This window comes from Leptospira wolffii serovar Khorat str. Khorat-H2, assembly GCF_000306115.2.
GTDB lineage: Bacteria > Spirochaetota > Leptospiria > Leptospirales > Leptospiraceae > Leptospira_B > Leptospira_B wolffii.
On sequence record NZ_AKWX02000004.1, the window covers coordinates 681,540 to 705,850 of the forward strand.

Annotated in this window: 10 protein-coding genes and 1 tRNA gene; 2 read left to right on the forward strand and 9 right to left on the reverse strand. The window is 45.3% G+C overall.

Features of this window, described 5'->3' with window-relative positions; translation table 11 throughout:
• Window positions 1-6 precede the first annotated feature (6 nt).
• The 7 genes from LEP1GSC061_RS03130 to LEP1GSC061_RS03165 all read right to left on the reverse strand — a co-directional run bounded on the left by LEP1GSC061_RS03130 (window position 7) and on the right by LEP1GSC061_RS03165 (window position 21,429).
• A complete protein-coding gene (locus LEP1GSC061_RS03130; protein WP_016544141.1) occupies window positions 7-7,530 on the reverse strand; it encodes a SpvB/TcaC N-terminal domain-containing protein in 7,524 nt (2,507 codons plus the stop codon).
• A 23-nt stretch (window positions 7,531-7,553) separates the two neighbouring features.
• On the reverse strand, window positions 7,554-11,849 hold the full coding sequence (locus LEP1GSC061_RS03135; protein WP_232218352.1) for an LIC12048 family lipoprotein: 4,296 nt from the start codon (window positions 11,847-11,849) through the stop codon (window positions 7,554-7,556).
• A gap of 9 nt (window positions 11,850-11,858) precedes the next feature.
• Window positions 11,859-16,223, reverse strand: coding sequence for an LIC12048 family lipoprotein (locus LEP1GSC061_RS03140; protein WP_016543820.1), 4,365 nt, complete (start codon window positions 16,221-16,223; stop codon window positions 11,859-11,861).
• Window positions 16,224-17,139: 916 nt separating this feature from the next.
• The gene (locus LEP1GSC061_RS03150) at window positions 17,140-18,195 is read right to left on the reverse strand and encodes a hypothetical protein (RefSeq protein ID WP_156844474.1); all 1,056 of its coding nucleotides are present in this window, start codon (window positions 18,193-18,195) and stop codon (window positions 17,140-17,142) included.
• A gap of 142 nt (window positions 18,196-18,337) precedes the next feature.
• Window positions 18,338-19,270, reverse strand: coding sequence for an energy transducer TonB family protein (locus LEP1GSC061_RS03155; protein ID WP_052006474.1), 933 nt, complete (start codon window positions 19,268-19,270; stop codon window positions 18,338-18,340).
• Entirely contained in the window at window positions 19,248-20,279 is a 1,032-nt protein-coding gene (gene ruvB / locus LEP1GSC061_RS03160) for a Holliday junction branch migration DNA helicase RuvB (protein WP_016543577.1), read from the reverse strand. The genes LEP1GSC061_RS03155 and ruvB overlap by 23 nt, the downstream gene beginning before the upstream one ends.
• A 10-nt stretch (window positions 20,280-20,289) precedes the next feature.
• Window positions 20,290-21,429: a trypsin-like peptidase domain-containing protein gene (locus tag LEP1GSC061_RS03165; RefSeq protein ID WP_016543934.1), complete on the reverse strand. Its 1,140-nt coding sequence runs from the start codon at window positions 21,427-21,429 to the stop codon at window positions 20,290-20,292.
• A gap of 89 nt (window positions 21,430-21,518) precedes the next feature.
• Between LEP1GSC061_RS03165 and tmk the strand changes: the two genes are divergently transcribed.
• Window positions 21,519-22,112, forward strand: a complete 594-nt coding sequence (gene tmk, locus LEP1GSC061_RS03170; RefSeq protein ID WP_016543914.1) for a dTMP kinase — start codon at window positions 21,519-21,521, stop codon at window positions 22,110-22,112.
• Here the strand turns inward: tmk and LEP1GSC061_RS03175 are convergent.
• Window positions 22,106-22,450, reverse strand: coding sequence for an LIC10421/LIC12816 family protein (locus LEP1GSC061_RS03175; protein WP_016543819.1), 345 nt, complete (start codon window positions 22,448-22,450; stop codon window positions 22,106-22,108). The genes tmk and LEP1GSC061_RS03175 overlap by 7 nt on opposite strands.
• Window positions 22,451-22,614: 164 nt before the next feature.
• On the reverse strand, window positions 22,615-24,054 hold the full coding sequence (gene omp85, locus LEP1GSC061_RS03180; protein ID WP_016543841.1) for an Omp85 family outer membrane protein: 1,440 nt from the start codon (window positions 24,052-24,054) through the stop codon (window positions 22,615-22,617).
• A 145-nt stretch (window positions 24,055-24,199) separates the two neighbouring features.
• On the opposite strand from omp85, the gene LEP1GSC061_RS03185 reads away from it, so the two are divergent.
• Window positions 24,200-24,271: transfer RNA gene (locus LEP1GSC061_RS03185), tRNA-Arg, on the forward strand.
• The last annotated feature ends 40 nt before the right edge of the window (window positions 24,272-24,311 follow it).

The following is a 24,311-nucleotide window of genomic DNA, read 5'->3' on the forward strand; positions in this document are numbered from 1 at the left end:
CTCGGATCATTCATCATCTTTTTGTATTTTCTTAATTCCATGCTCTCTCCTTCTGGTTTCAAGCATTTTATCGATCCATTTATCGCCCTCTCCATCTTTCCAAGTTTTCATATAAGAAGAATGAGAATCTTTAGCAACGCCATCATAGTCAAACATCTCAAATTCTCGCTCATCTTCATCTAATTCGTGTCTTGGATTAAGGTCATCGGCAGAAAGCCCTTCGATAGCAGCATTAATAACAACTCCAACTCCAGTAAAGAACAAGGCTAATCTTCCGGCGCCTTTAGTTCCCGCTTTTTGGGCAAGCAATTTAGCAGCCTTCCTTTCAGCAACTTCATCACCTTTATTAAACGCCCTCGCCAAATACTTACTAATATCGGCAATTTTGGCAATTCGATACTTAGCTAAATATTTAACGACGTGTTCATTATCAGTATTGTTCAGTAGATAAGTTAAGACCTTTTCTGCTGTCTTCGGAGTCATTCTTTCCGCAATAATTCCATTTTTATCTAAGAAATATAATCCGCTCTTAAGAATTCCTATCTTGACTTTTCCCTCTCCCTTAATTATCAAATCACCTAAATGAGGGGTTGCCAAATTTTTCGCAGTCGCATCTGCGCTCATTGTTCCTAAACCATTTTTAAGATGTTCAGACACTCTTGAAGGAAGGAACCCTTCGATCGTTATGTGCCCGGTCGGATCCTTCGCATGGATCGGATTCCCCCGGACATACATATAACGGTTCCAGCCTTGCGTGTCTTCCTGTCCGTCGATAATCGAATCCGCGGTGACAAACCTCGCAATACTTGCATCATAATAGCGTGCATTATAAAAATAAAAACCACTCTCTTGGTCCAGTTCCTGAGAGTTAAATTTAGGGGAGAAGTTCAGATTGCCTCTCTGTACAAAGCTATCCCCATACGGATCATTCTGGATCCGAGTAAGAGTCTTTCCTTGGTCATCTAAGACATGCGAGATGGAGTCTACCTGGTCGGTGAGATAATAAGCAGCCGTTCCTTCTTCGTTTAGAGCGGCGATTCGGACCCCGTTTAGGTAGATATTATTAATGGATCGGAGAACATTCTCCTCGTCCATGTATTCGAGTCCGTAGAATTTGCTAGGATAAAGAATCTCCTGGTGTTTGGATTGGGCACCATCCGGAATGAGAGCGCTTTTGTGTATCCTGAATCCACCGTCGTCGTACCAATAGCGCCCGACAGTATAATTATTTTCGTCTCGGACCCGGATGAGTCGGTTGTCCGAATCATATTCCATTTTCTTGGTTTTATCCAAGACTCTGTCCCTCTGGGAGATCATATTCCCCGAGGCATCGTAGGCCATGGTCACGGTACCGCTTCCGTATTTGGAAGAATCGATATAACTTGCCTGGTGGTTATTATATTGATAAACTCTTTCGTCCGTAATGGAGCCGTCGGCAGGATTATGGACCCGTTTAGCGCTCAGGTTTCCGTTTAGGGCATACGCAAAGCTTTGCTGGTATTTTTTAGTGTATGTCTCCGCAGGTTCCGTATAGAATCCGCTGGCATTCGTGAGACGACTCAGACCGTCGTAAGCGAAATCATACTTAGTCTGGTATCGAGTTCCAGTATTTTCAATACTCGTAATGTTATTCTTACTGTTAAAGGTATAGACGGCGTTTTGTAAGGTCTCGCTGTATCCGTCCACGACTCCCGAGGAATTCAGACGGACCATTCTAAGCTTTTCATCGTAATAATACCTGGTTTCTATCCCGTTCCCCATAGTAAAGGCGGAGGTCTGTCCGAACTCATTATATGTGATATTCTCTACGATGGTCTTATTACAAAGCCCTGGAAGGATTCCGTTGGTATTTACTTGTACGGAAATGCCAGTTATATACCCTGCACTCCCATAGGAATAGCAGGCCCTAAGACGAGAATGATTGACCGGATGAGCCGGATAATCAATTTTAGTCACCCTTCCGAGAAGGTCATATGCATATTCCGTAATATATGGCAGGTCACTATTTTTAAGCGGGATTTCCTTGAAGGAGCGTGTTTCTTTTTTCACCCTACCTAACTTATCATAACTGAAAGTTTTGGTCTGGTTTCTATCCTCCACGAGGACGAGTTTGCCGAGAGCATTCTCGCTTCCGGATCGGGAATCATAGGTATAATAGATCTCTCCTTCCGGCATTCTCTTCGTGACCATACGACCGATGGAATCATAGACCAGAGTGGTCACTCTTCCGATCGCATCCGTAGTCTTGACCGCCTCTCCGAAGGAGTTGTATTCGTGCTTTTCTACTCCGAAATCCGGGTCGCTTTGGACTCTTACTCTCCCGAATCCGTCGTAAGCCCAATAGGCTTGGTTCTTTCCGGAGATATCTTTTTGGTTGATCCCGGTGGAAATATTACTGCAATTCAAGGAAGATCCATCATTCAAGTCGGACTTCTTCGTACGATTTCCCGCGAGATCGTAACAGAATCCGATTTGGGCGACGATTCCATCCCCTCCCGAATCCTCCACATAGAGCGTTTGCCCTCTACCGTCTGTAACCTTGCGCTTTCTAGTTCCTGAACTATGGATTTCTATCTTTTCATAGGGATCGTTGTAGGTAATGGAAAGAATCGTGGGACTTGTTTCTCCCTGCGCCAAAGGTAGGGTGGAAGTCTTGATCCTACCGATGGCATCGTATTCGAAGCTCGTAGGATTCTTTTCTTCCAAATGCATAGCGAAATTATCCAGCTCGCTGGAGTCGGTCCAGTCTGCCTGTCCCTGACGAACCATTCTACCCGCGGCATCATACACCACTCTTCCGCTTCGCACGGTCTTACCGTCAGACCCTGTCTTTACGGTATAGATCGCTCTTCCGATTCCGTCCACATAGGATCTGGTGGCAAAATCAGGATCCCATCCACCGGCAGGAAGAACGCTTTTCGCACTCAACGGAAAGGAGGCGTTATAGGAATACGTGGCAAGGACCTTGGTTCCGTCGTCCGTATCCACCTTAGTCGTCAAGGATCGTCCAAACGAATCGTATTCGTAGTAACTCTTGTTACCGTTCGGATCGGTGACCTGGAGAGGAGATCCGAATGCTGAAGTATAATCGATCTGGTATTGGGTCCGAAAACGGAGAGAACCTCCGAAACTAGTCTTCTCGGTTACAAAAAGCTTTAGCACGTTATCATATACGTATTCCAAACCACGAGCCGGATTCCCGCTAACATCCTTTTCCGAGAGGACATTTCCGAGCGGATCATAGGTATACTCGTTGATTTTAGGAGATACTGCAGCAAGACCGCTTCCGGTATAACTGGTTTGTTTTCGAATAGTATTCCCTTGGGAATCATAAGTCTTTACGGTAGTGGTTTCGTTGGCCGAAGCCGCTAATTCTACCACCTTCTTCACGCGCAGTTGGTTCGTCGTGGAATCCGTTTCATAATCTGTGATCGTAATCCGAGTGGTGCTCGTATGAGCGCTGTCTGAAAACCAATCTGTATCGGAATTCGTCTGTTTGGTAAGATTATAACCGTTGAATTGGAAGGAAACTTCGGATGTTAAGGTTTTAGTACCGTTCTGGAACTTATCGGTTTTAATCGGAAGGAGGAGATAGCTTGTGAGTCCTCCTCCCACATCGATTACCTTTACATCGTACGTATTGATCCGGGAACCGTAGTCCTGGTTGTCCGAACCGATCACATGGGATTCTTTCTCGGCTCCTCCAAGAGCGCGGTTCATCATAAAATTAGAATAAGGAACGTTATTGTAGGTGTGAACCGTGCGAACCCCGTACCCGTCTTTCTGGGTGAATTTTCCGAAACCGAAGAAGTCCTTTTCCACTTTACCGTTGATGAAAGCGGAGAATGCATAACCCCCCTCGTAATCGTAGGTTTTGGGGATGCGATTTCCGAATCCGTCATCTACGGTGATCTTAGTACAAACGCGATAATGTCCGGGAAGATCCGGAACACCATCTCCCCCGGTATTGTCGAATTTGGTGGAATCGGAATATTCCAATTCGTACCAACCTCCGATACCGTTCTTGATCTTATTGATGATATCCGGAACGATCCCGTCGGAAAGAGCGAAATACCAAGTGGGTTCCTTTAGATGGATGATCCCGATGTCCGTAAGACCGTCCCCGTTATAATCTCCTTGGATCCAACGAAACACATAGACCTTACTCATTAGATCCGGACGATCCAGGTTCTTTTGGATCACTGTTGTCGGGAGAGAGACGATTTTATTCTGAGCGATATCGTATATCTTCGTATCCCCACTCGAGGTGATGATCGGATTTCCCTTATGATCGAACTGACCTGTAAATCCAACGAGTCCTCCCGTATAGGCGGACATAGAGATGCTAGGACTAGGGCTTAGCCCGATCCTGAGTTTGTAGAAAGTAAAACCGCTATCGGAAGGATCCGCAAATACGATGGATTCTGCGCCTGTAGTCTCCTGGAAGAGTCCGTATGAAAAACCCGCCTGACTAGAGTCGTATTCGGAAGCAGCAAGAGTAAGGGTTTGAGTTCCGAGAAGCGTGAACGTAATAGTAGAAGTTCCTATAGTTCCCAAATACCATTTGTGGGAACTCGTTCTTCGGTCCACGAAAAGGATCTGAGACTTTCCGGAATTGGTGAAATCTCCCGAAAAGAAACTGAAGGATTTCTTATTCAGTCTATTTTGGGAACTTCCGTTTTGGAATAGATTGAAAAGATAAGAAGAAGTTACGTCGGTTGCGGGAGTCAATGCCTTGGAGGTACCGGTAGGCCCTACTAGATAGAATCTACCGGAACCGGGAGTGGCGGTGGACTGGTCGTCCAAAACAAGAATCGATTTGTAACTAGTAGATTCGAAATTATCCACCAAATACATGCTCTCGGATAGATTGAAATTAGCGACGTTGGTATCGGTAAAACTCGCGAAATTCGAGGTAGTGAAAGAGGTGCCGGTCGTATTCTTAATCAAAGAAAACTGATTTACGTTTCCGTTCTTTTTATAATATAGAATCTCGTCTTTGCCTGCGCTGCTATACCTGGAAGGTTTTCCGCCGAAAAGAAGAGGATTGGCGGTCGCTTCCGGATTGAGGCCGGTTAAGACCTGATTTGTAACGCCCGTACCTTGTTTGAAATTAAAAGAAGCGGATTTACGATCATAGATCAAAAGCTCGGGAGAACCGGAGCAGTCGTTGGCGGAGAAGCATCCCGGAAAAACGATTTCTCCCCGGTTCGGATTGATATTGCCGTCGTATAGATAGCTTAATACTAAAGTTTTCTGATTGGAATTCGCATAGACAGTTCCCCCGCTCTGAGTCAATTTCACTTCATCTAGAGGGAGAGGAGTTTTCATGACCCGATCGATACTGGGTCCGTAATTCATATCGCTATAAATTTTGTAGCGGAATCCGTTTAGTGTGGATTCTCCGATCCAAAACTTTCCGTCGGTTACCGAAAAGAAACCGATATCGGTTCTACCATCTCCGTTAAAATCCCCTTGTAGCCAACGAGTGATCTCTTTGAATTGCGGGGCCTTGGACCAGGTTCGGAAATTGATGGTTCCGTTACTCGTTTCCCCGATGGTCCATTCTCCGCTTGAGCGATCGAAGAGAAGAAAGTCGGAAGTTCCATCTCCATTGAAGTCTCCGGAGAACCGATCGAATCCGAAAAGCGTCTGTTCGGGTGCGGTGAAAACCTTATACAATTTCCATTGTAGTTTGAAGTAAATGGGATCGGATGAGTTATCGTTGCGATAATTTTCCCCCACCAACCATTTCCCGCTACGAGAATCGTAAACGGAGATATCGGTTCTTCCGTCTCCGTTATAGTCCCCGATGAGAAGCTGCACCTTGGCTCTATCTATTCCGTCTTTGGAAAGATCCGTAGTGAACACGCTGTCTAAATTCGCGTTCGGAGAATAATCTCCACGGAAAAGATTCTGGAATTTACTGGAGAAGCGTAGGAACTCGAAGCTTCCCCCTTTATTCAGCATAAGAGTCCATTGTCCCGTGGGTTCGTCGAATAATACCGAATCAGTGAGACCGTTTCCGTCGTAATCTCCCGGAAACCATTCCATTCTGAAAATATCCGGAATCCCCGCCATTAATCTTCCGTAATTCTTGAATTGGAAGACTCGACCGTCGTGCTCCGCTACGATGAAGTCGCGAGTCTCGGGTAGATAGAATGCGATATCGGATCTTCCGTCTCCGTTGAAGTCTCCGCTTACGTTTCCTTTGAAGAAACGGATCTTTTCGGTTCCTTCATAATTCTTATACCGATTCGCATAGGTCTTGAAATTATAACCGCCTTCTTTTCTTCCTTCGGCTGCCTTCCAGTTTCCGGATTGAGGATTGAAGAATACGATATCCGAAATACCGTCTCCGTTGAAATCCCCTTCGAAATATTCCGTGGATTCGGGGGAGACTTCGATTTCGCTGGATGCTTGGTTCACCACGTTCTGCCAGAATAAACTTCTAGTTGCCGTTTGATAAGAGAACTCCGGCTTCGTGGTGTTTCTAGTGGAATCCACCGTTTTTAAAATAGGTCTGCCTGAATCGGGAGATACATCGTAGACCAGATCGTATTCCCATAGTTTTCCTCCGTCCCAGCCGACTTCTATACTGTCCAGAAGGCGATCCATTTTCATAAGAAAGCCGGGAGCCGTGGAAACATAGGAATCATCCCTGCTCTTCGTATTAAAGCGGACGTATTGGCGAGGTGAGGTTCCAGTCCTGGAATTTCCGGTATATTTGATTTCCTTCAGATATAGATTTCGTTTAACGGCATACTGAGAGGTATCATAAGTAACCTGCATGTAATTCCCGTTTCGATCCTCCACCTTGGAGAGATACCAACTATAAGTCTGATTGATCTTATCCGGATTATAGATACGGTTAGAGGAGTTATCTCCGTAAATTGTCTTGGTTCCGGAAGAATCCCGGACCTCCCAGACTCCTCCCGATTCTATATTCGTTAATATTAAAATAGGAGCGTTCTGGTCGGTGATTTCGGCTCGATAGGTTCCGTTTTCGCTACTCGAAGAGCCGGAAACTTTGATGAGTCTCTTTCCGTTCCAAGTAAAGAAGTCTCGAGAGTCGTAATACAAGGCTCCGTATTCTGGTGTGCGGGTAATAGCACCTAAGCCAATATTCCAACCGACTCCCGCCCATCCGTCTCCTCCAGTCGAGGAATAAGAGATTGCGAGATTTGGTTGTATTCCCGCTCTTCCCGGAGTCACTTGGATCGGATAAGAAAGGGAGACGGCTCCGTAATTATTCGGCTCGGGAGGGGCGATAAAGGAGGCTCCCGATAAAGGATCCGCCTTCGTACTCGGATCGTCTATCGCTTGGCTATAATTTGTGGAGATGGAGAATAGATCGCTTCCTTCAGGAGCGGGAGCCGACCCGGGAGAAGGAAAAGAGGTACCCGGAGGAAGTCCTATCACCCCTCCTATCTTATCCCATACCCGATCTAACAGATCCTTCCCCCCTCTACAATCCGCAAAGAGAAGAAGGGCTGTTAGAAATAGAAGTCCTTTCTTACGAAAATCCATTTATAGAACCGAGCTAAAATCGTTCAGTAGATGATCTTCGTCCAGAGGGTATAGTCCCTCTCGATCAAAGGAGCCACGAAGAAGTTATTCAAACCGTATTGCAGCGCACCCGGGTTATTGAGATCCAGATAGTAACCCCGAATTCTGGGTAGATCGGTATCCTGGGACAACCAAGCGCCCAATCCCATATTTGCGATTCCGACCGCGCTTGGTCCGGTCTGAGTGCCTTGGTTCGTAGTACTCACGAAGAATTCTCCGCTTCCTTTGAGTTGGAAAGGACTTAAAGTCGCGATTCTTCCTCGGATCGTTCGTTTCGAATTCTCTTCGTGCTCCCATAATGAAATAATATTATTTCCCACTAATGAAGGAACGCCCGGTTTACGAGCCGTCGCCTTCAAGGAAGTGTCCAAAGATAACACATTCATTACTTTCAATTGTCCGACTGAAACTAAGAACGGTCTCAAATTGATTCTGTTAGTTGTCGTAGAATAAAGGATAAGCCCGATGTCATCTGCGACGGAAAGTTTGAAACTCGTCGCTTTAGTATCGATTGCTACCTCTCCGGAACTAATCAGATTCCCGGTGGAAAGATCCATACTCCTGGCAAAAAGAGCGTTATCCGGTCTTCTCCAAACCAGAAGCGCATTCATGCCGGTTACACCTACGGATAAAGAAGTTCCGGGGTTCGCTCCCTGAGCCTTTATTATCTTCAAGCTTCCTACTATAGTGCCTGTGTTGAAATCATACGGAACGGCTCTGATTCCATAGGAATTCGAGTCGTAAGTAACGTTTGCAAGAATCGCATTCGTTCCGCTTCCGTCCGCCGCTACCCGCATCGCTCCGGTCCCGGAGTTGTAAGAATCTACCGCTTCCGTATAGTATTTGAAAGCGACAGCCGAAGCGGCTCCGGTAGAGAGATCGTATTGTCTGGCATACGATTCATGATTGTAAACGGTATGTGTAGAAGGAAACGAATAGAACAGAGTGGTATATACCGAGTTCCAAGCGATTAATGCTTTCGTCGTTCCGACCGCCAAATCGAAAGTATAGCCGACCCCGCCAGCGGTTTGCCTAGTCGCGACTTTGGATTCCACCGCGGTCGTTGCCGCCGCATCCCAGTTACGAACGCTGATATACAGATCATTACCGCTATCCCAAAGTAAAACCAACTTTGAACCGTTGGTTTTGACTGCGAATTTTCCCGTGGCGGAAGCGGTCGTAAGATCTAGGATTCCTGATAAATTCGTTCCGGTAGAAATTTGATAAAATCTTCCGAATACGTCGGTGTCCTTTTTCCAGACGACCATAGCAAGGTCTCCATTCGATATTACGACCGGTTCGGAGAGCGGATTTGCTCCGGAATGTTCTCCGATCTTAAAGTCCGTTGTGCCCGGTTCCAATCGATAAGAATGGTTGGTATTCGCGGTAATTTGGAATAGTCCGCTTCCTAGGAATCCGTCGAAATTGGCGGCATCCGCCCAGGAATTCCAAGCTGCAACACCGTAATTGTATCCTCCTATCCAATTCAAGGCATTCAAGTCTGGAGAGAATCCAAGACAAGATACTGGATGAAAGGCATAGGTGGTACAACTTAAGGATCCTGTTAAGAATTGCAGGTAAGCCGGATTATCGTAATTTGTCGGCAAAGTGGAGCCTAACTGCGCGTTCCATTCAGACACGAAATTAGTATCCGTAGACAAACGAACATCCGGCGCTGCCAATGTTCCTTTCACATAAACGGAATTTGTTTTGGAGTATTTCTCAGTGACTGGATATTGGAGCGTTACATTAAAAGATCCGTCGCTTAACGGAGCGGAAATAGTCTGTATAATATACGGAGCGTTTTCATTTCCATTAATGTAAAGAGTATCGCCTTCTTCCAAATTGCCGTAAGATTTGGCCAGATTTAGAAGATCGTTTCCTATCGCTAAATCCGCACCCAATTCTCCGCGAACTTTTCTCACTTCCGTATACCTTAACGGCCAAATGGTTTTACGATAGGCGCTATTTAGAGATGGACGAAGATACAATTTGATTAAGCTAATGTCTTCCGAAACGTAATTACTTTTCGTAGGCAACTGGATACAGTGAGTAAAGACCTGAGTGGAAAAATCGAGCGTTCGTCCGCAGCTTTTCATTTTGTATTCGCTCGCGGGATTCAAGTCTTTTACGATATGCTGCCAATCCGTCCTCGTTCCCCCGAAGCCTAAGCTTACTTCGAAGTCGGAAACCTGATCGATCGAATATTTGTCGAGAGTCGCTTTTCGGTTATACTGGAAATTCCAAAGATACGTGAATACTCCCGCCGATTCCGGAGTTCCGAAATTTGGGTTCAGGTATTGGGTCTTATCTAATTGGATTTTGATCTCGATCTTCTCGCCAAAGCCCGCTTCTCCCAGATAGACGGAAGCGGTATCCGGATAATATGGATGAATCCCAAGGCTACTGGAATCCCAAGCGGTATTAAGGGAAAATTGCTTAGTCGTAGTCAAAGGATTCTTGGAATAATCGATCTGTTGTGCGAGATAATCTTTTGCGGAAATATAAACTATATCGATATAATCTCCCGCCCAAAGTAAAGAATCCACACCCTTTACCATTGGAACGGCTTTAGGGGCATTTTCCGGATCGAAGGTTCGAACGTTATTACCGTCCTTCCAATACTCGGTAAGATGATAATATTTTCCTTTGGAATAAATGACCCACACACCTGCGTTAGCAATCTGTTCGTCCGTCCATTTGCTTACAGGAATCTGCACACAAGCAGTATAGGAAACCCCGTCCGATCCGGTATGCGTCTCATCTATACAAGGAATTGTATTCTGCAAAGGGCCGATGGACTTGATCCCTTTTACGTGCACCCTAGGCTCCTTAAGAGAAGGTGCTATTTCAGAAAGATCTAATACAAAATCCCCGTAAGTGATCTCGAGCCCCGAACATGATATGCGATCCAAGGCCTTACGCAAAGATATTCCCGGAGAAATATTAGTTAGAGTGCCGGGACGACAAGGATCGTTTAAATCGCCGACTGCATCGAAAGCGGCGACTCGGAAGAGTTCGCGGATATTGTTCCCGAAGATTCGAATCAGGCTTGTGCGGCCTTTTGCATTCTCTTCCACAATTTTCAAATTATCGCCGCTATAATTCAACAAGTTGGAGCGATAATTCGAATCGGCCACATGAGTCATTTCGTAATCTACAACGAAAACTTTCGGATTATAGCCGGAGGCAATAGCCGCTTCGATTTCTTTCGTATTTAAACCGGAAAGCTCGACAACATAGGGTCCGAATGACGATCCTCCATAGACTTCTATTTCGAAAAGGCTATAATCATCGTTTCTGAGTCGGAAACTTTGGACCGGTATCAAATCCCCTGTTCCGGTTTCGAACATTAACGAACAAAGAATATTCCTCAATTTTACGGGCATATTTGTGGAGAGATTTTTGATATACAATGCCGCCCGGATATAACCGGCATTCGGATCCACTTTAGAGGTGCTGTTTATTTTGGTATTCTTCTCTCCTCTGTATTTTCTAGCCTTTAAACTGGATGAATCCGATTTCAATCTCCACGCATCGGAGTCGATATTATTCTTAAACGGCTTGTCCGCCCATTTCGTAACCGTCTTGGATGTGGAGTTACTAAAATTCCAGTTATTTGAACCGCTAGTTCCATAATCCAACCCGAAGCCGCCGTAGGACGCTCCGTAATTTGCGGAAGACGAATTCCCCAGGCCGAAACTAGTCGTATTACTAAATTGCTCCTGGTATTGAACGGTTTTCAGATTCAATTCGTTTTGGTGAATTTTTTCCGATCCATCGTTCTTAGCAGACTCGAAATCGTCGGAGTTGATCTCGCTAATAATCTCATCGTTCGCAGTCTGGGTACTTTGCAGAATCTCGATCTTCATAGTCACGGGCGGCATGATCGTGGCTTCAATCCTAGGATAATCCGCTACCCAAACATTTGTAGTTGTCTCTTTCGAATTGAGAATGCCGTCTCCGTCGAAATCGTTTTCAACGGTGGTCCCGGTCGGATCGATCGCTCCACCCAAAGACTGGATAGAAACCCAACTCCCTGGAGTGAGGGAGAATAGATCATGTAAAGGAGTCGGAGCCTGGGGAGTGGCGCCTGGAACTACTGTCCCTCCGTCCGTATTCGTAGCTAATGGAACTTTCTCGGCAAATAACCATTTTGCATTTGAAAGATTCACGTTATGTAAGGTATCGCTTCCCGAATCTCCGCAAGAAAAAAGAAATACTAAGGCGAAGCTTCCGATTAGAAAGCTGAACTTTGCGTCAAAAATCGTTTTCATCATTAGCCTCCCTTAATAGATGATCTTGGACCAGATTGTGTAGTCCCGTTCCATTAAAGGTGCTACGAAGAAGTTATTCAGTCCGTATTGCAATGCGCCCGGATTATTGATATCTATGTTATAAGCTCGGATATTGTATTTGTCGACATCGTTAGAGAGCCAAACTGCCAATCCGCTATTACTAAACGCTTGGCCGACAGGAGAAGTCTGACTACCCGCGTTTTTAGTACTTATAAAGAATTCTCCGGAACCCAATAGGCTTATAGGTGGATTTAGAGTCGCCGTCCTTCCACGAATAGTCGAGAGACCGGATTCCAAATGTTCCCAGAATGTGATAAACTGATCTCCGGACTGAATGGTCTTGCCCGGCTTACGACTGGTCGCCTTGCTGGATGAGTTGAGTTTTACGGTAGTGTTTACCAACAGGAAATTGTCCGGAATACTTACCACTTTTGTATAGATGTCCGCACCTTTCGTATAATTTACGAATACCTTATTTCCGATCAGCGTCGTATTTATCGAACCTACACCCGTATCGATCTGGAAGTTTGATCCTCCTAACGCAGTATCCGTTTGGAGATTGAATACTCGACCGGAAAGTGTGTTACCCGGAGTTTTCCAAATGAGACATCCGGTAATGCCGGAAGCTTCCAAGAAAAGGGAACCATTATAGGGTAGAAGACCCGCTCCGGATGCAAGAACACGCAATGGTCCGACTGGAGCTCCTGTAGTTATATTATAGGTCCTAAAATCTATATTATAAAAATTCCCTTGGATCGACGAATAATGCCATGCTACAGCTACGTAATCACTACCGTTCCCGGCGGTGGTCACCTCATATCGTAAATCTTCCAGGTTTGTGACTTCATCGATGATGAAACTTGTCGCAGTCGCAACTGCAGTATTAGCGACCGGATCCGCTTGAAAGATCCTACCGGCCAACCATTTATGAGAGCCTATCGGATACCACAAAACATCGTTCCAAACCACAAAGGCTCGGGCTCCTGTTCCCATGGAAACGTTGATCCTAGAATAAGCGCTTCCTACCGCGTTTCTATCCGTTACCTTTAGCTCCGATCCGATAGCAGTATTCGTAGCCGCATTCCAAAAACGGATATAGATCGCATTCCCGCTATCCCAAACGATTGAGATGATACCATCGTTAATGGTCGCCGCAAATAAGTTTGTCAGAGGAGAAGTAGTGGTGGAGTTGATCTGCTTAGCATTGTCCAATATACCCGCTTCCGCTGCCTTAGTTACATCATACGGCCGGATTTGAATCAAATTATCCTTCTTCCAAATGACGAATGCAGTACTACCGTTAGCGACGGTGATCGGAGCCCCGGTAGGAATCGCAGCAGGGTTCTGGCTAAAATCGAAATCCTTTGTACTCGGCTCCAAACGATAGCTACTACCCGTACTGGTTGCCAATCGAAGGAGACCATCGCCTAAGAAACTTTCAAAATCGCCCCCGTCTGTCCATGAATTCCATGCCGCCACCCCATAGTTGTAATTTCCCATCCAGTTGACGGCTCTGTAATCGGGCTGATAACCCAAACAGCTCAAAGGATGAAAGAGTTGTAAGCTGCTGCAAGTAACGGATGTGGTATTCAAAAGCTGGAGATTTGTAGGAGTCTCATAGGTCGTAGGAATTATCGCACCTACTTGCTGATTCCAATCCGTGATAAAGGTATTATCCACCGCCAAACGAACGTCAGGCTTATCCAGACTACCCTTTACGTAAATATATGTGGTCTTCTTATAATCCTCGATTACCCCGCTATCTATACCGACTTCAAAACTTCCGTCCGCGGCAGGAGTTCCCACACTATTCACTTGGTAATAATAATTCTCATTTCCATCGATATACAGAGTATCTCCTACGGAAATCGTTCCGTAGCTCGACGTAATGCTAATCTTCTTGGCACCCTGAAAAGCCGGTGAAGCCAAGGAAGCTCTAACTTTCCTAACGTCCTGGTAACGTAAAGGCCATACGGTCTTACGATATGCACTATTGAAGGCGGGACGAACAAAAATCTTAATTAGAGTCATGTCCTTATCCACATACGTACTATCCGTAGGCAACTGGATACAATGCTTATATACCTGCGTCTGGAAATCCAGAGTCCTTCCGCAGGATTTCAATTTATAAGGGCTATTATTATCTAGATCCTTCACGATGTGTTGCCAGTCTGTTCTAGCTCCACCCAACCCCATACTAAGCTCGAAATCGGAAGCCTGATCTATCGAGAATTTTTCGGTAGTCGTGATCCGGTTATACGCGAATTCGGAAAAATAGGAATACGCTCCGGCAGGAGTCGGAATCCCGAAATCGGGATTTAAGTATTTGGTTTTATCCAAACGTATGCTGATTTCTACCTTCTCTCCGAAACCCGCATCCCCAAGGTAGATCGATTTATTGTCCGGATAGTAAGGATGCCCTCCGACCCAATTCAGATCCCAAGTAGTATTCATCTTGAACTGTTCTATGGTAATGATTGGAGTCGATTCGAATTGTTGTGCACCATCGATCAAATCCTTAGCCGAAACGAAAACTAAATCGAAGAAGTCGCCCGCCCACATCTGAGAATCGACCCCTTTTAATAGGATCGCTTTTTGCGTCTCGGTCGGATCGAAGAAGATCGGATCTCCATTCGTGTTTTTCCAAATCTCCGTTAAATTATAGTATTTACCTTTACTATAGATGGTCCAAATACCCGAATTCGCTAGTTCATCGGAAGTCCAACTACTCGTGGGTTTCTGAACACAAGCAGTACGAGAAGCGCCGTCGGATCCTACATACGTCTTATCTTCGCAAGGTACAGAATTCTTCACTCCACCGATCGAATAGATCCCTTTGACATGAATACGAGATTGGCCTAAGGAAGGTGCAACCTCCGACATATTCACAACATAATCTTTATATTGTATTTCAAGCCCCGAACAAAGAGAAATCCTATCCAAAGCGCTTCGCAGCGTCACACCGGGCGAAAATTTCGTTGCAGTCTTTCCTTGGCAATCATTCACTTCCTGGTTCGCATCGTTCTTTAAAGTAAAAGCCGCTACTCGATACATCTCCCGGATTCCCGGACCGTATACTTTTATGAGCCCCGTGCGTCCCTTCGCATTCTCTTCGATGATCTTTAGGTTATCTCCGGTGAAATTGAGTAAAGAAGAACGATAATTGGAATCCGCAACATGAGTCATCTCATAGTCTACGATATATATCTTAGGATTGTATCCGGAAGCGATGGCCTTCTCGACTTCGGCTTTATTAAGACCGGGCAACTCGATTACATACGGTCCGAATTCGGATCCACCGTATACTTCCACTTCAAAAAGACTGTAGTCGGCGTTACGTAAACGGAAACTTTGGATCGGGACGATTTCACCCGTGCCTGTTTCGAATACTAAAGAGCAGAGAATATTCCTCAGTTTCACCGGCATATTTACGGACTTATTTTTGATATAAAGAGCGGCTCTTACATAACCTGCGTCCGGCTTTATTACCGAAGTAGAATCGACTTTTTCATTCTTTTCTCCGCGATACTTCTTGGCCTTTACGCTAGACGTATCCGACTTAAGCCTCCAGGCGTTCGCATCCATATTATTCTTAAACGGCTTGTCTGCCCATTTATTCAAAGTTCCCGAGGTAGAATTGCTATAATTCCAAGAGTTAGAACTGTTCGTTCCGTAGTTTAACCCGAGTTGGGCCGTCGGAATCGAGGTCTTAGGATCTTTCGAGCTTTCGGAGTATTCTGTCCCTGTTCCGCCTACGTTTGTTCCAGAGCTGTTTCCGCCGCCAAAACTTGTTGAATTACTGTATGAGTCTTGGAATTGAACCGTTCGCAGTGCTAATTCTTTTTGGTGGATATTCTCTGAACCTTCATTCTTTGCGGATTCAAAGTCGTCGGAATTGATCTCGCTCACGATGGAATCGGCTTTATGAGCGACACTTTCTTGGATTTCGATCTTCATCGTAATCGGAGGAGCAATTACGGTTTCAATCGCAGGGTAATCCGCCACCCAGATATTCGTATTCGTTTCGTTAGCGTTTAGTATTCCGTCCCCGTCGAAATCGTTTACGATGGTGGTTCCTGTCGGATCTATAGTCCCGCCTAGTGCCTGGATGCTTACTGTCGTTCCAGGTGGAAGATTAAATAGGTTATTTACCGGTACAACGGGTACTGTCGTTTGTCCGGGAACTCCGGAATTGTCCGATACAAATGGAACTTTTTCGGCAACTAGCCAGGTCGCTTTGGAAAGGTTTACATTTCCTCGCCCACCGAATCCAAAATCGCTCAAGCAAGTGGCAACAAACGGTAGTAAGATGGCAATCGCCAAAAACCGTTTACCGAATTCAAAACCCCTCTTCATCCCATGCTCCTCCGAAATTCACATTAACTCAAATTGGCTATGGCAATATACGCTTTCCGGCGGACAAAGCAGCCATGACATGGGGACTTTTTATTCTTAAATCCGCATGAAAAACACGCTTTTGCAAAATTCTCTGCCAAAACTGCGAAAACATGTCCTGGAACGGACGTTCCCAAAAAAAAGGGAATCTGTCGATTTTTTTCAGCTGCGCACAATAAAAATTTGTAGAGAGTTTGTAAGAAATGCCCCTTTAGGGATGTGCTTCGTTAAGCGAATTCGTTTTTTTGGGAACCTTAGGAGGGCAAATGGGTTCTTCGTTTATCTCAAATGGGATATACGAAAGAACGAAATTCTTTTCAGAATACACAACATCAAATGCATCACTAGGATAAGTTGGCCTCGCAAATGAGGCTATTGGCGGCCCATAATTATCTTACTAAAAACTTTCTCTTTAGGCATCTTTAACGAGAAGCCGAAGGTTAAATCCAATGAAAGACTTTCTCGCTATTTTGCTCTAATAATAATTGTTTTGCGAGGCCATAACTCAAGCCATCACGGGCAGGACTCGTTCGCCATTTTCGTATTTCTATAAAGACCATTTTTATCCTCTAAAACACCGAAATACTCCGGACAGAAATAAGCCATTAAAAACGTAATCTACGTATACCTTAACATCCACAGCAGAAATTTCCAGGTCCTGCCGGAAAAGTCCGTAGAGATCGGTTCCATCTTATTTCGCGCTTCTTGTCAGCGTTCTTCGCTTGAATAATTCATAGCTCCCAACACCTCATCGGTCGATATTTTTTTCGTTATAAATCTCTGAGATTACATATATAGGCCATCCTATTCAATGAATCAGAAATTCCTGATACGCAACCTCCGAAAGGCGAACCGATACCAAAAAAGTCATCTGAACCTATACGTCATCAGCACAGTTCAAATCACCGAGATTAATCTTAATTATATTTCTATAATTCATTAAGTAAATAAAATCATCCTTAATGTAAAAGCTTCGAATTCTAAAAAAATCATCCGGATGTTTTTTAAGAATCCAACTTTTCCCCCGATCGCAGGAAACACCGATTCGATAGGAAATCCCAAAGCCATAGCTATCTTTTGAAATAAAAGGAGCCACCATCTTATTGCCATCAAGGTAAAAAAGTGAATCTGCGAATTGCCAATCCTTATCGGAACTATAAATACGATATCTCTTATTTAATGATTCTAAAATTTCAATATAATCGCTTAGCTGCGCAAAAGTAACAACAACTGTTTTATTTATTTCTTTAATATGGAAAATATTCTCGGAAAAATCGATTTCCTCGGGTCTAAACTCTTTCATACTTCCGCTCTGAAACAAGTAATTCTCTTTTGATGAAACAACTTTCCCATTTATCAAAAGTAAATTGTCTCGAAAATACATCTTTGCATTTTCGTTTATTAACTCCTTCCAATCTTTTCGCTCTGTAGACCCAATTAGCAAACGCTCTTTTCTAAAATCAAAATCCGCTTCGATTATAGCAATCGAATGTTGATCCCCCAGGACAAAGCCTTCAATACTACGAGAACTTGTAATATAAATTTCCTTTTTAAATTCAAAATTAGAGTTTGCGATCAGAATCTTCGATATAGATCGTCTTTCATCAATCCTGAGTTTCAGAAGATAGATTATATCGGAGTTTGTAAGAATTTCCACCTGGATAATACATCCTGGAATTTCTAGAAACCTTCTCCACTCCTTATCCCATCCTCCTTTATAAATAAAAGTTCGAAACGATTTATCCGAGTATCTCTCTTCACAACTTACAAATATTGGCCCTTCATTTGTTATAAAGAATTGAGACTCATGGCGGAAATTAAAGACCAAATCCGGAATTCTCTTAGTTTCATTTTTAACTTCTCCAATGCTGCAAAGAAATGGGATAAAGAAAATAGTAAGAAAGAATACGGAAGTTTTAGCTAAACTTTTCAAGAAGGAGATCATTGTTTTCTATCAACTCTTCATCTCAACGGATTCTGCTACAACTTCCAAACATCCGTACGTTAATGCAATCGCTGCGAACCTCGGAAAGGTCCCCATTGAGAAGCGACGATATCTTTCGAAAGAACGAATCCTATCTTCTAAATCCGGGAAAAATGAAACGAATCCCGTAAATCATTCCTTGGGCCTTAACCTCGTCCGGGACTCTTCCGAAATTCTGGCCTCGAAGAGCGTCTATACAGGCTCGATCCACCATTTCCTGTCCTTGGGTGGATAACAATCTGGTATCTATGACTTGACCCGCGTCGTTTAATAGGAATTGTACACGGACTTCTCCGGGAATGATCGCCTCTCGCACTACCGTTCCCGCACCGTCACGATATCCGTAGTTTCCTCCTCCGGGTGGGGAAAAGCTCTGTTCGATTTGTCGGAGCATTCTCTTGAAATACTCGTAACCCACGAGCTTTTTAGTAGGAACAGTAATATTAGAGCTTCCATCCCAGCGGAAACGAATGTCTTCCTGGAATCTGTAATTGAACGGGATCTTGGTCATCTTCCCGGTGGCGGCGGTTTGGTTCGGACTCTCCTCGTTGGGATTGGCATTTTCCGCAGGATCCTGTTTGAGAATGGCGACCTCGTAGACTTTTTCCTCTTCGGTCTTTTTCTGGGAAGACTGGGGGTTCGGTTGGGAAGGTCTGCGAAGAATACTCCCCATCACGAATTCCCGAAAAGGAGAATTTGTATGGAAACCTTCTTCTTTAGTAATTCCCCCGGAACCGGCGGAATCCACATTGGAAAGGGCCTTGTATTGGTCCTTAACTCTCTTATCCACGAACTCCTGCTCCAGAAGCACCTCGTAGATCTTTTCTCTCTCCGCCCTTTCCTTGACTTGGACAAGAGGGTCCTCCCCTAGAATTTTCCAGAGAACGTTTCGAGTGAATAGGTGCGCGACCAGAAAAGACGCGAACGCAAATACGAAAAACGCCGCAAAAAGTAGGCGGCGGTCGTCTTCTCCCAAATTGCCTGGGGGATCTATTTCGACTTTAAAAAAGGCCGGGAGTTGCATCTTCTTCGATTCGCTTGCCTAATGCCGGAGGAGTTCGATCCATGAGACGGTAGGCCTTCTCTGTGGCAACCCTACCGGAGGAGGTCCTATTGATCAAGCCAACTCTTACCATATAGGATTCGTAATGATCCTCCAGAGTTCGCTCCTCCTCTCCGACCACTGCGGCGATCGGCTTCAGGCCGACGGGTCCCCCCTTATAACGATCGATCATGCACTCTAGAATCTGTCGGTCCATTCTATCCAACCCGAGCTCGTCGATTCCTAACCGGGAAAAAGCCTCTTCGCAGGCGGAGATACGGATCCTTTTGTCCCCTTTTATCTCCGCAAAATCCCGGACCCGTTTCAATAGGTGGTTTGCGATCCGAGGGGTTTTTCTCGCTCTTCTTCCTATCTCGAAAGCGGCGTCCTCGTCTATCTCATACCCAAGAATTTTGGAGGATCGTAGAACGATCTGTTTCATCTCGGGGTCGTCGTAATATTCCAATCGAAAATGGATTCCGAAACGACTCTTAAGAGGATCGGAAATCAGGCCGCTACGAGTGGTGGCTCCGATCAATGTGAAAGGTTTCAATTTGATCTGGATGGTCTGGGCGGTGATCCCTTCTCCCACGAGAAGATCGATCATGAAATTCTCCATGGCAGGATATAGGATCTCTTCCACCTTTCTTCCGAGAGAATGAATCTCGTCTATGAACAGAATGTCTTTTTCTTCCAGGTCCGTGAGAAGTTTGGCAAGATCGGCGCCCCGAGTGAGGACCGGAGCCGAAGTCACGACGAGTCTCGTACCCAATTCCTGGGAAATGATACCGGCTAGTGTGGTCTTGCCCAAGCCGGGAGGACCGGAAAGAAGGACATGATCCATCGCCTGTCCTCTCTTCTTAGCCGCGCCTACGAATACGGAAAGATTGGCAAGAATCTCCTTTTGACCCACGAATTCCGAGAATAGGCTCGGGCGGAGGGATGCCTCTTCCTCGAATTTATCCTCGGGATTTAGGGTATGTCCTGCCAATCTATTGCTCTTATTCCGCCAGTTTGACCGAGATTTTCAGGGTTTGTCCTTTACGGAAAACTAATATAGAAATTCTCTGCCCCACCTTGGAAGCCCTGATTTTGGAAACCACATCGGAAGCGTTTTTGATCTTGGCGCCTTCTATCTCTAGAATGACGTCATCCACATCGATCCCCGCTTCCGCAGCTGCCGACCCGTTCTGAACCTGACGAACGAATGCGCCCTCCGGAGCGGGTAGCTTCAGTTCTTTCGCAGTCTCCTCGGTTATGTCATCCAAAGCAACCCCGAGTCTGGCTCTTTTGATTTTTCCGTCGGATTTCAATTCTTCGACGATAGCCTTAGCCTCGTTAATAGGAATCGCGAACCCTAAACCGATGGATCCTCCGCTCGGAGAAACGATCATACGGTTGATCCCAACCACTCTACCGTTGATATCCAGAAGAGGTCCTCCGGAATTTCCTTGGTTGATTGCTGCGTCGGTTTGGATATAATGCACGCCGGAATTATCGATACCGCCGCGACCCACTTTGGAGATCACACCTACGGTCATAGATTGCTCCAATCCGAAAGGCGCTCCGATGGCAATCGCCCAGTCTCCCACTTTTACCGCGGAAGAATCTCCGATTTCGATCGGCTGCAGATTCTGGTTGGCTTCGACCTTTAAGAGAGCCACGTCGATGGTTTGGTCGCTACCGATCAATTTTGCGGAGACCGGCTCTTTCACATTCTTAAAAACTACTTTAAATTTATCGAATCCTCGAACCACGTGATCGTTGGTGAGAATGTAACCTTCCTTGTTCAGAATGAAGCCGGAACCTAAGCCGCTCACTTTTCTTTTTTGGTTTCTGACTCTTCCTTGAGGTCCGTAAAAGAACTCCTGAAAAGGATCGTTGTATTGAGGAACGTTAACCGTTCCTTCCGTAGCGATCAACACTACGCTAGGTGAAACGTTTTCGTATACTTCTTCAAAAGCCTTTTGGATAGTAATCGCGGATTTAGCAGCAGCAGTCGGTTCCCGGTCCGCTTTTGCATTTAGAAAAAGAGTACCCTGGTTTCCTTGTCCGCAGTAAAGAATGGGAGAAAGGATCACTCCCGCCATCACGGATATACCTATCACCAGGAAATTTTTGAATCTATCGGTTTTTTTCATGGATTCCTGTCCTCGAAAATGAGATTCCGGTAATACGCTTCAGCATTCGAAGCAAAACCCGAACTGTCAAGTGGGTTTCCTCCGAGCGAATGACATATACACCGGGATTTTACGTATTTGAAGGTTTAGACGGAAGCGGGAAAAGTACCCTCTGCCGACTTTTATTAGACCGACTCGTTTCGAAAGGCGTTCCCTGTATTTCGTTTGCGGAGCCGACCAAATACGAGTCCGGAATATTTCTAAGAAGATTTTTGAGCGGAGAAATCGAACTTTCTCCGGAAGAACAGATCCAAGCGTTTTTAGACGACCGAGCAGTCTCCTTGGAGAGAAATATTCTCCCCGCATTAAGGGAAAAAAAAATCGTTTTATTGGATCGCTACATGTATTCCACGGCGGCATACCAGGCAGGAAAACAATTCTCCGCGTCGGAGATCCTACGTAGAAATTTAGATCGCGGATTTCCGGAGCCGATATCCGTATTTTATTTGGAACTTTCTCCGGAGACGGCGTTATCGCGCTTACAGAGTAGAAATGAAAAGACGGAAAGATTCGAAACTCTTTCCGTCTTGCGTAAAATCTCCGAAGCCTACGAGGAAATTCTTCCTACAAATACAATCCGCTTGGATGCGAAATTGGCTCCGGAGCGATTGGTGGAATTGGCGGAAGAAAGAATATCTTATTGAAGAACCGAGGAATCCAAATGCTTCAGAGTTTCCTCGTGAATGGAAGCTTCTTTTTCCAATTGGATGGCGAGTTCGATCAGTTTCTTTTTGCGAGCGACTCCCGTTTCCTTTTTGGGTTCGGAAACGGCGAGTTCTCTCAAATGACTTGCCTCGTTTCTCTTTTTCTTGGCTAAATTTCGCAGATATTTTCCTACGATCTCTTTTTGCTCCGCAGTGGATAAACTTTCCACCAAGGCTTTTTCGATGAGTCTAGTCTCTTCTTCCGCGGAGAAGGAGGAAACCGAAAAGGGAAACAGGGCGAGGACCGCAAGGATCCAGGCAAGAAACCTATACTTCATAAATTGTCTCGTTATCTCTATAGTTCTTTAAGGCCCGATTCTATTTATTTCGGACACATCCCATAGGATCCGAGAGGGTCCTATTCTGAAAAGGAAAATTCTTCGTTGGAATTCCTACGCCGAGAGTGGAGAAAAAGCAAGTTCTCTAAGAAAAGAATTTAGGATCAGAAGATATGTCCCACATCTATGAATAGCTGGGAATCCTCTCTGGATTTTCCGTAGTCGATCAGGATAACCGTTGCTTGGTTCCATACGATCCTGAGTCCTGTTCCGTACGAGAATTTATAGCCGATCGTTCCTATATCTCTGTATCCGTCCCAGACTCTACCGAAGTCGTAAAATGGAACGAGACTCAAGGTAACTAGCTGGTCCCAGAATTTCATGGTCCCGAATCTCCAACGCACTTCCAAATTGCCGAATCCGATCATGGGAGCGATGAATCTTTCCTGGCGGTATCCTCGCAAGGTTTGCAAACCGCCTAGGCCGTTGATAGGACCGTCTATGGACCACATATATCTGTATTCGGAAAAAGGAACGTCTTCTCCTTTAGTATAATGCAAGGCGGCTCTTCCTCCGATCACAAGCTCCTCGAAAATTTTCGGAAAGGGCATATAGAAGAATTTCCCTTGAGCGAAGAATTTTTCGAATTCGAAATCGGAACCCGCCCTTTTGGAAGACGCGGTGTAATTCATCTCCAGAAGGACTCCAGAATCGGGGTCGGGCTCGAAGTCCCGGGTGTCGTAGGCGATTCCCATATGAACATAATTCACATAACCGCCGTGGAAGCCGTGAATTAATCCTTTTTGGTAATCTTCGGTCAGTTTCGAAGTTCCGTTCGGATAAGTGGAACCCCAGCCCGTATTCGGATCCGTGGCCGGAGAAAAATAATCCGATTTCCCGCTAATTCTATTATTAGGATAATCGAATGTACGAATGACGTTCTGGGATAATTCGGGAGCGACGATCCAGCGGAAGGCCTTCCAAAACGTTTCGTCAATGGAGAAGGTGGCCGTGGTGGATTTGAATTCGTAGGTATTGTATTCCCGATTGCTTTCGTAAGGAAAGACGGAACCGGCAGGAGAAGGCCTGGCGAAAGAAAGCGCATCCTCTCTTGCGGAAAAAGAACCTCCGCTTTTAAGAGTGCCGTCGGGTTGGTTTCTTTCCCGATAGGTAAGATCTCGCATCGTAGAGGTCCCGATACCGAAATACTGGGAATTCTTATTGGTGCTATAGGACACGCTCGTCTTCAAACGAAACGCGGTATCGAAAAGAAAAGGACTATCGAACGTAAATTCGTAATATTCGGCGCCCTTAGTGGTCTTGTATGCCTGGGCGCCGAAACGATATTTATAAGGTTGGAATTCGAAGTAAGGATCCGAACGATTTCCGTTTTGGTACAGATATCCCCTGGCACCGTATCCCTGGCCTCGGACCGGATCTTCCGAAAAAACGGGAAGTCCGGTAAGATACATACCTTCCCTTTTCTCTTCCAGTTCGGATTTGGAAAGACGTTTGGATTCGCTTAGATCGATGGCGACTCTTTCGTCGGCCACCAAGGCGGAAGCGAAGACCAAGTAGAATAAAAGAAACCCACGAAGAAACACGGACCTGTACCTATGGGCAAATTGGGAAACAGGAGCAGAATGTAAGCAAAAAACCGAAACGAAATCGATACAAATCGCTAAACCCAGGATTCACAAAAGGAAGCGGTTGACTACCAAGCTTGATCCAAAAAACTCTCCCACATACGCACCTATAGCTCAACGGATAGAGTACAGGCCTCCGGAGCCTGGGGTCCGGGTTCGAGTCCCGGTAGGTGCACTCTTCCAAAACTTCAAATTGCATCCTGAGGGACTCGAAG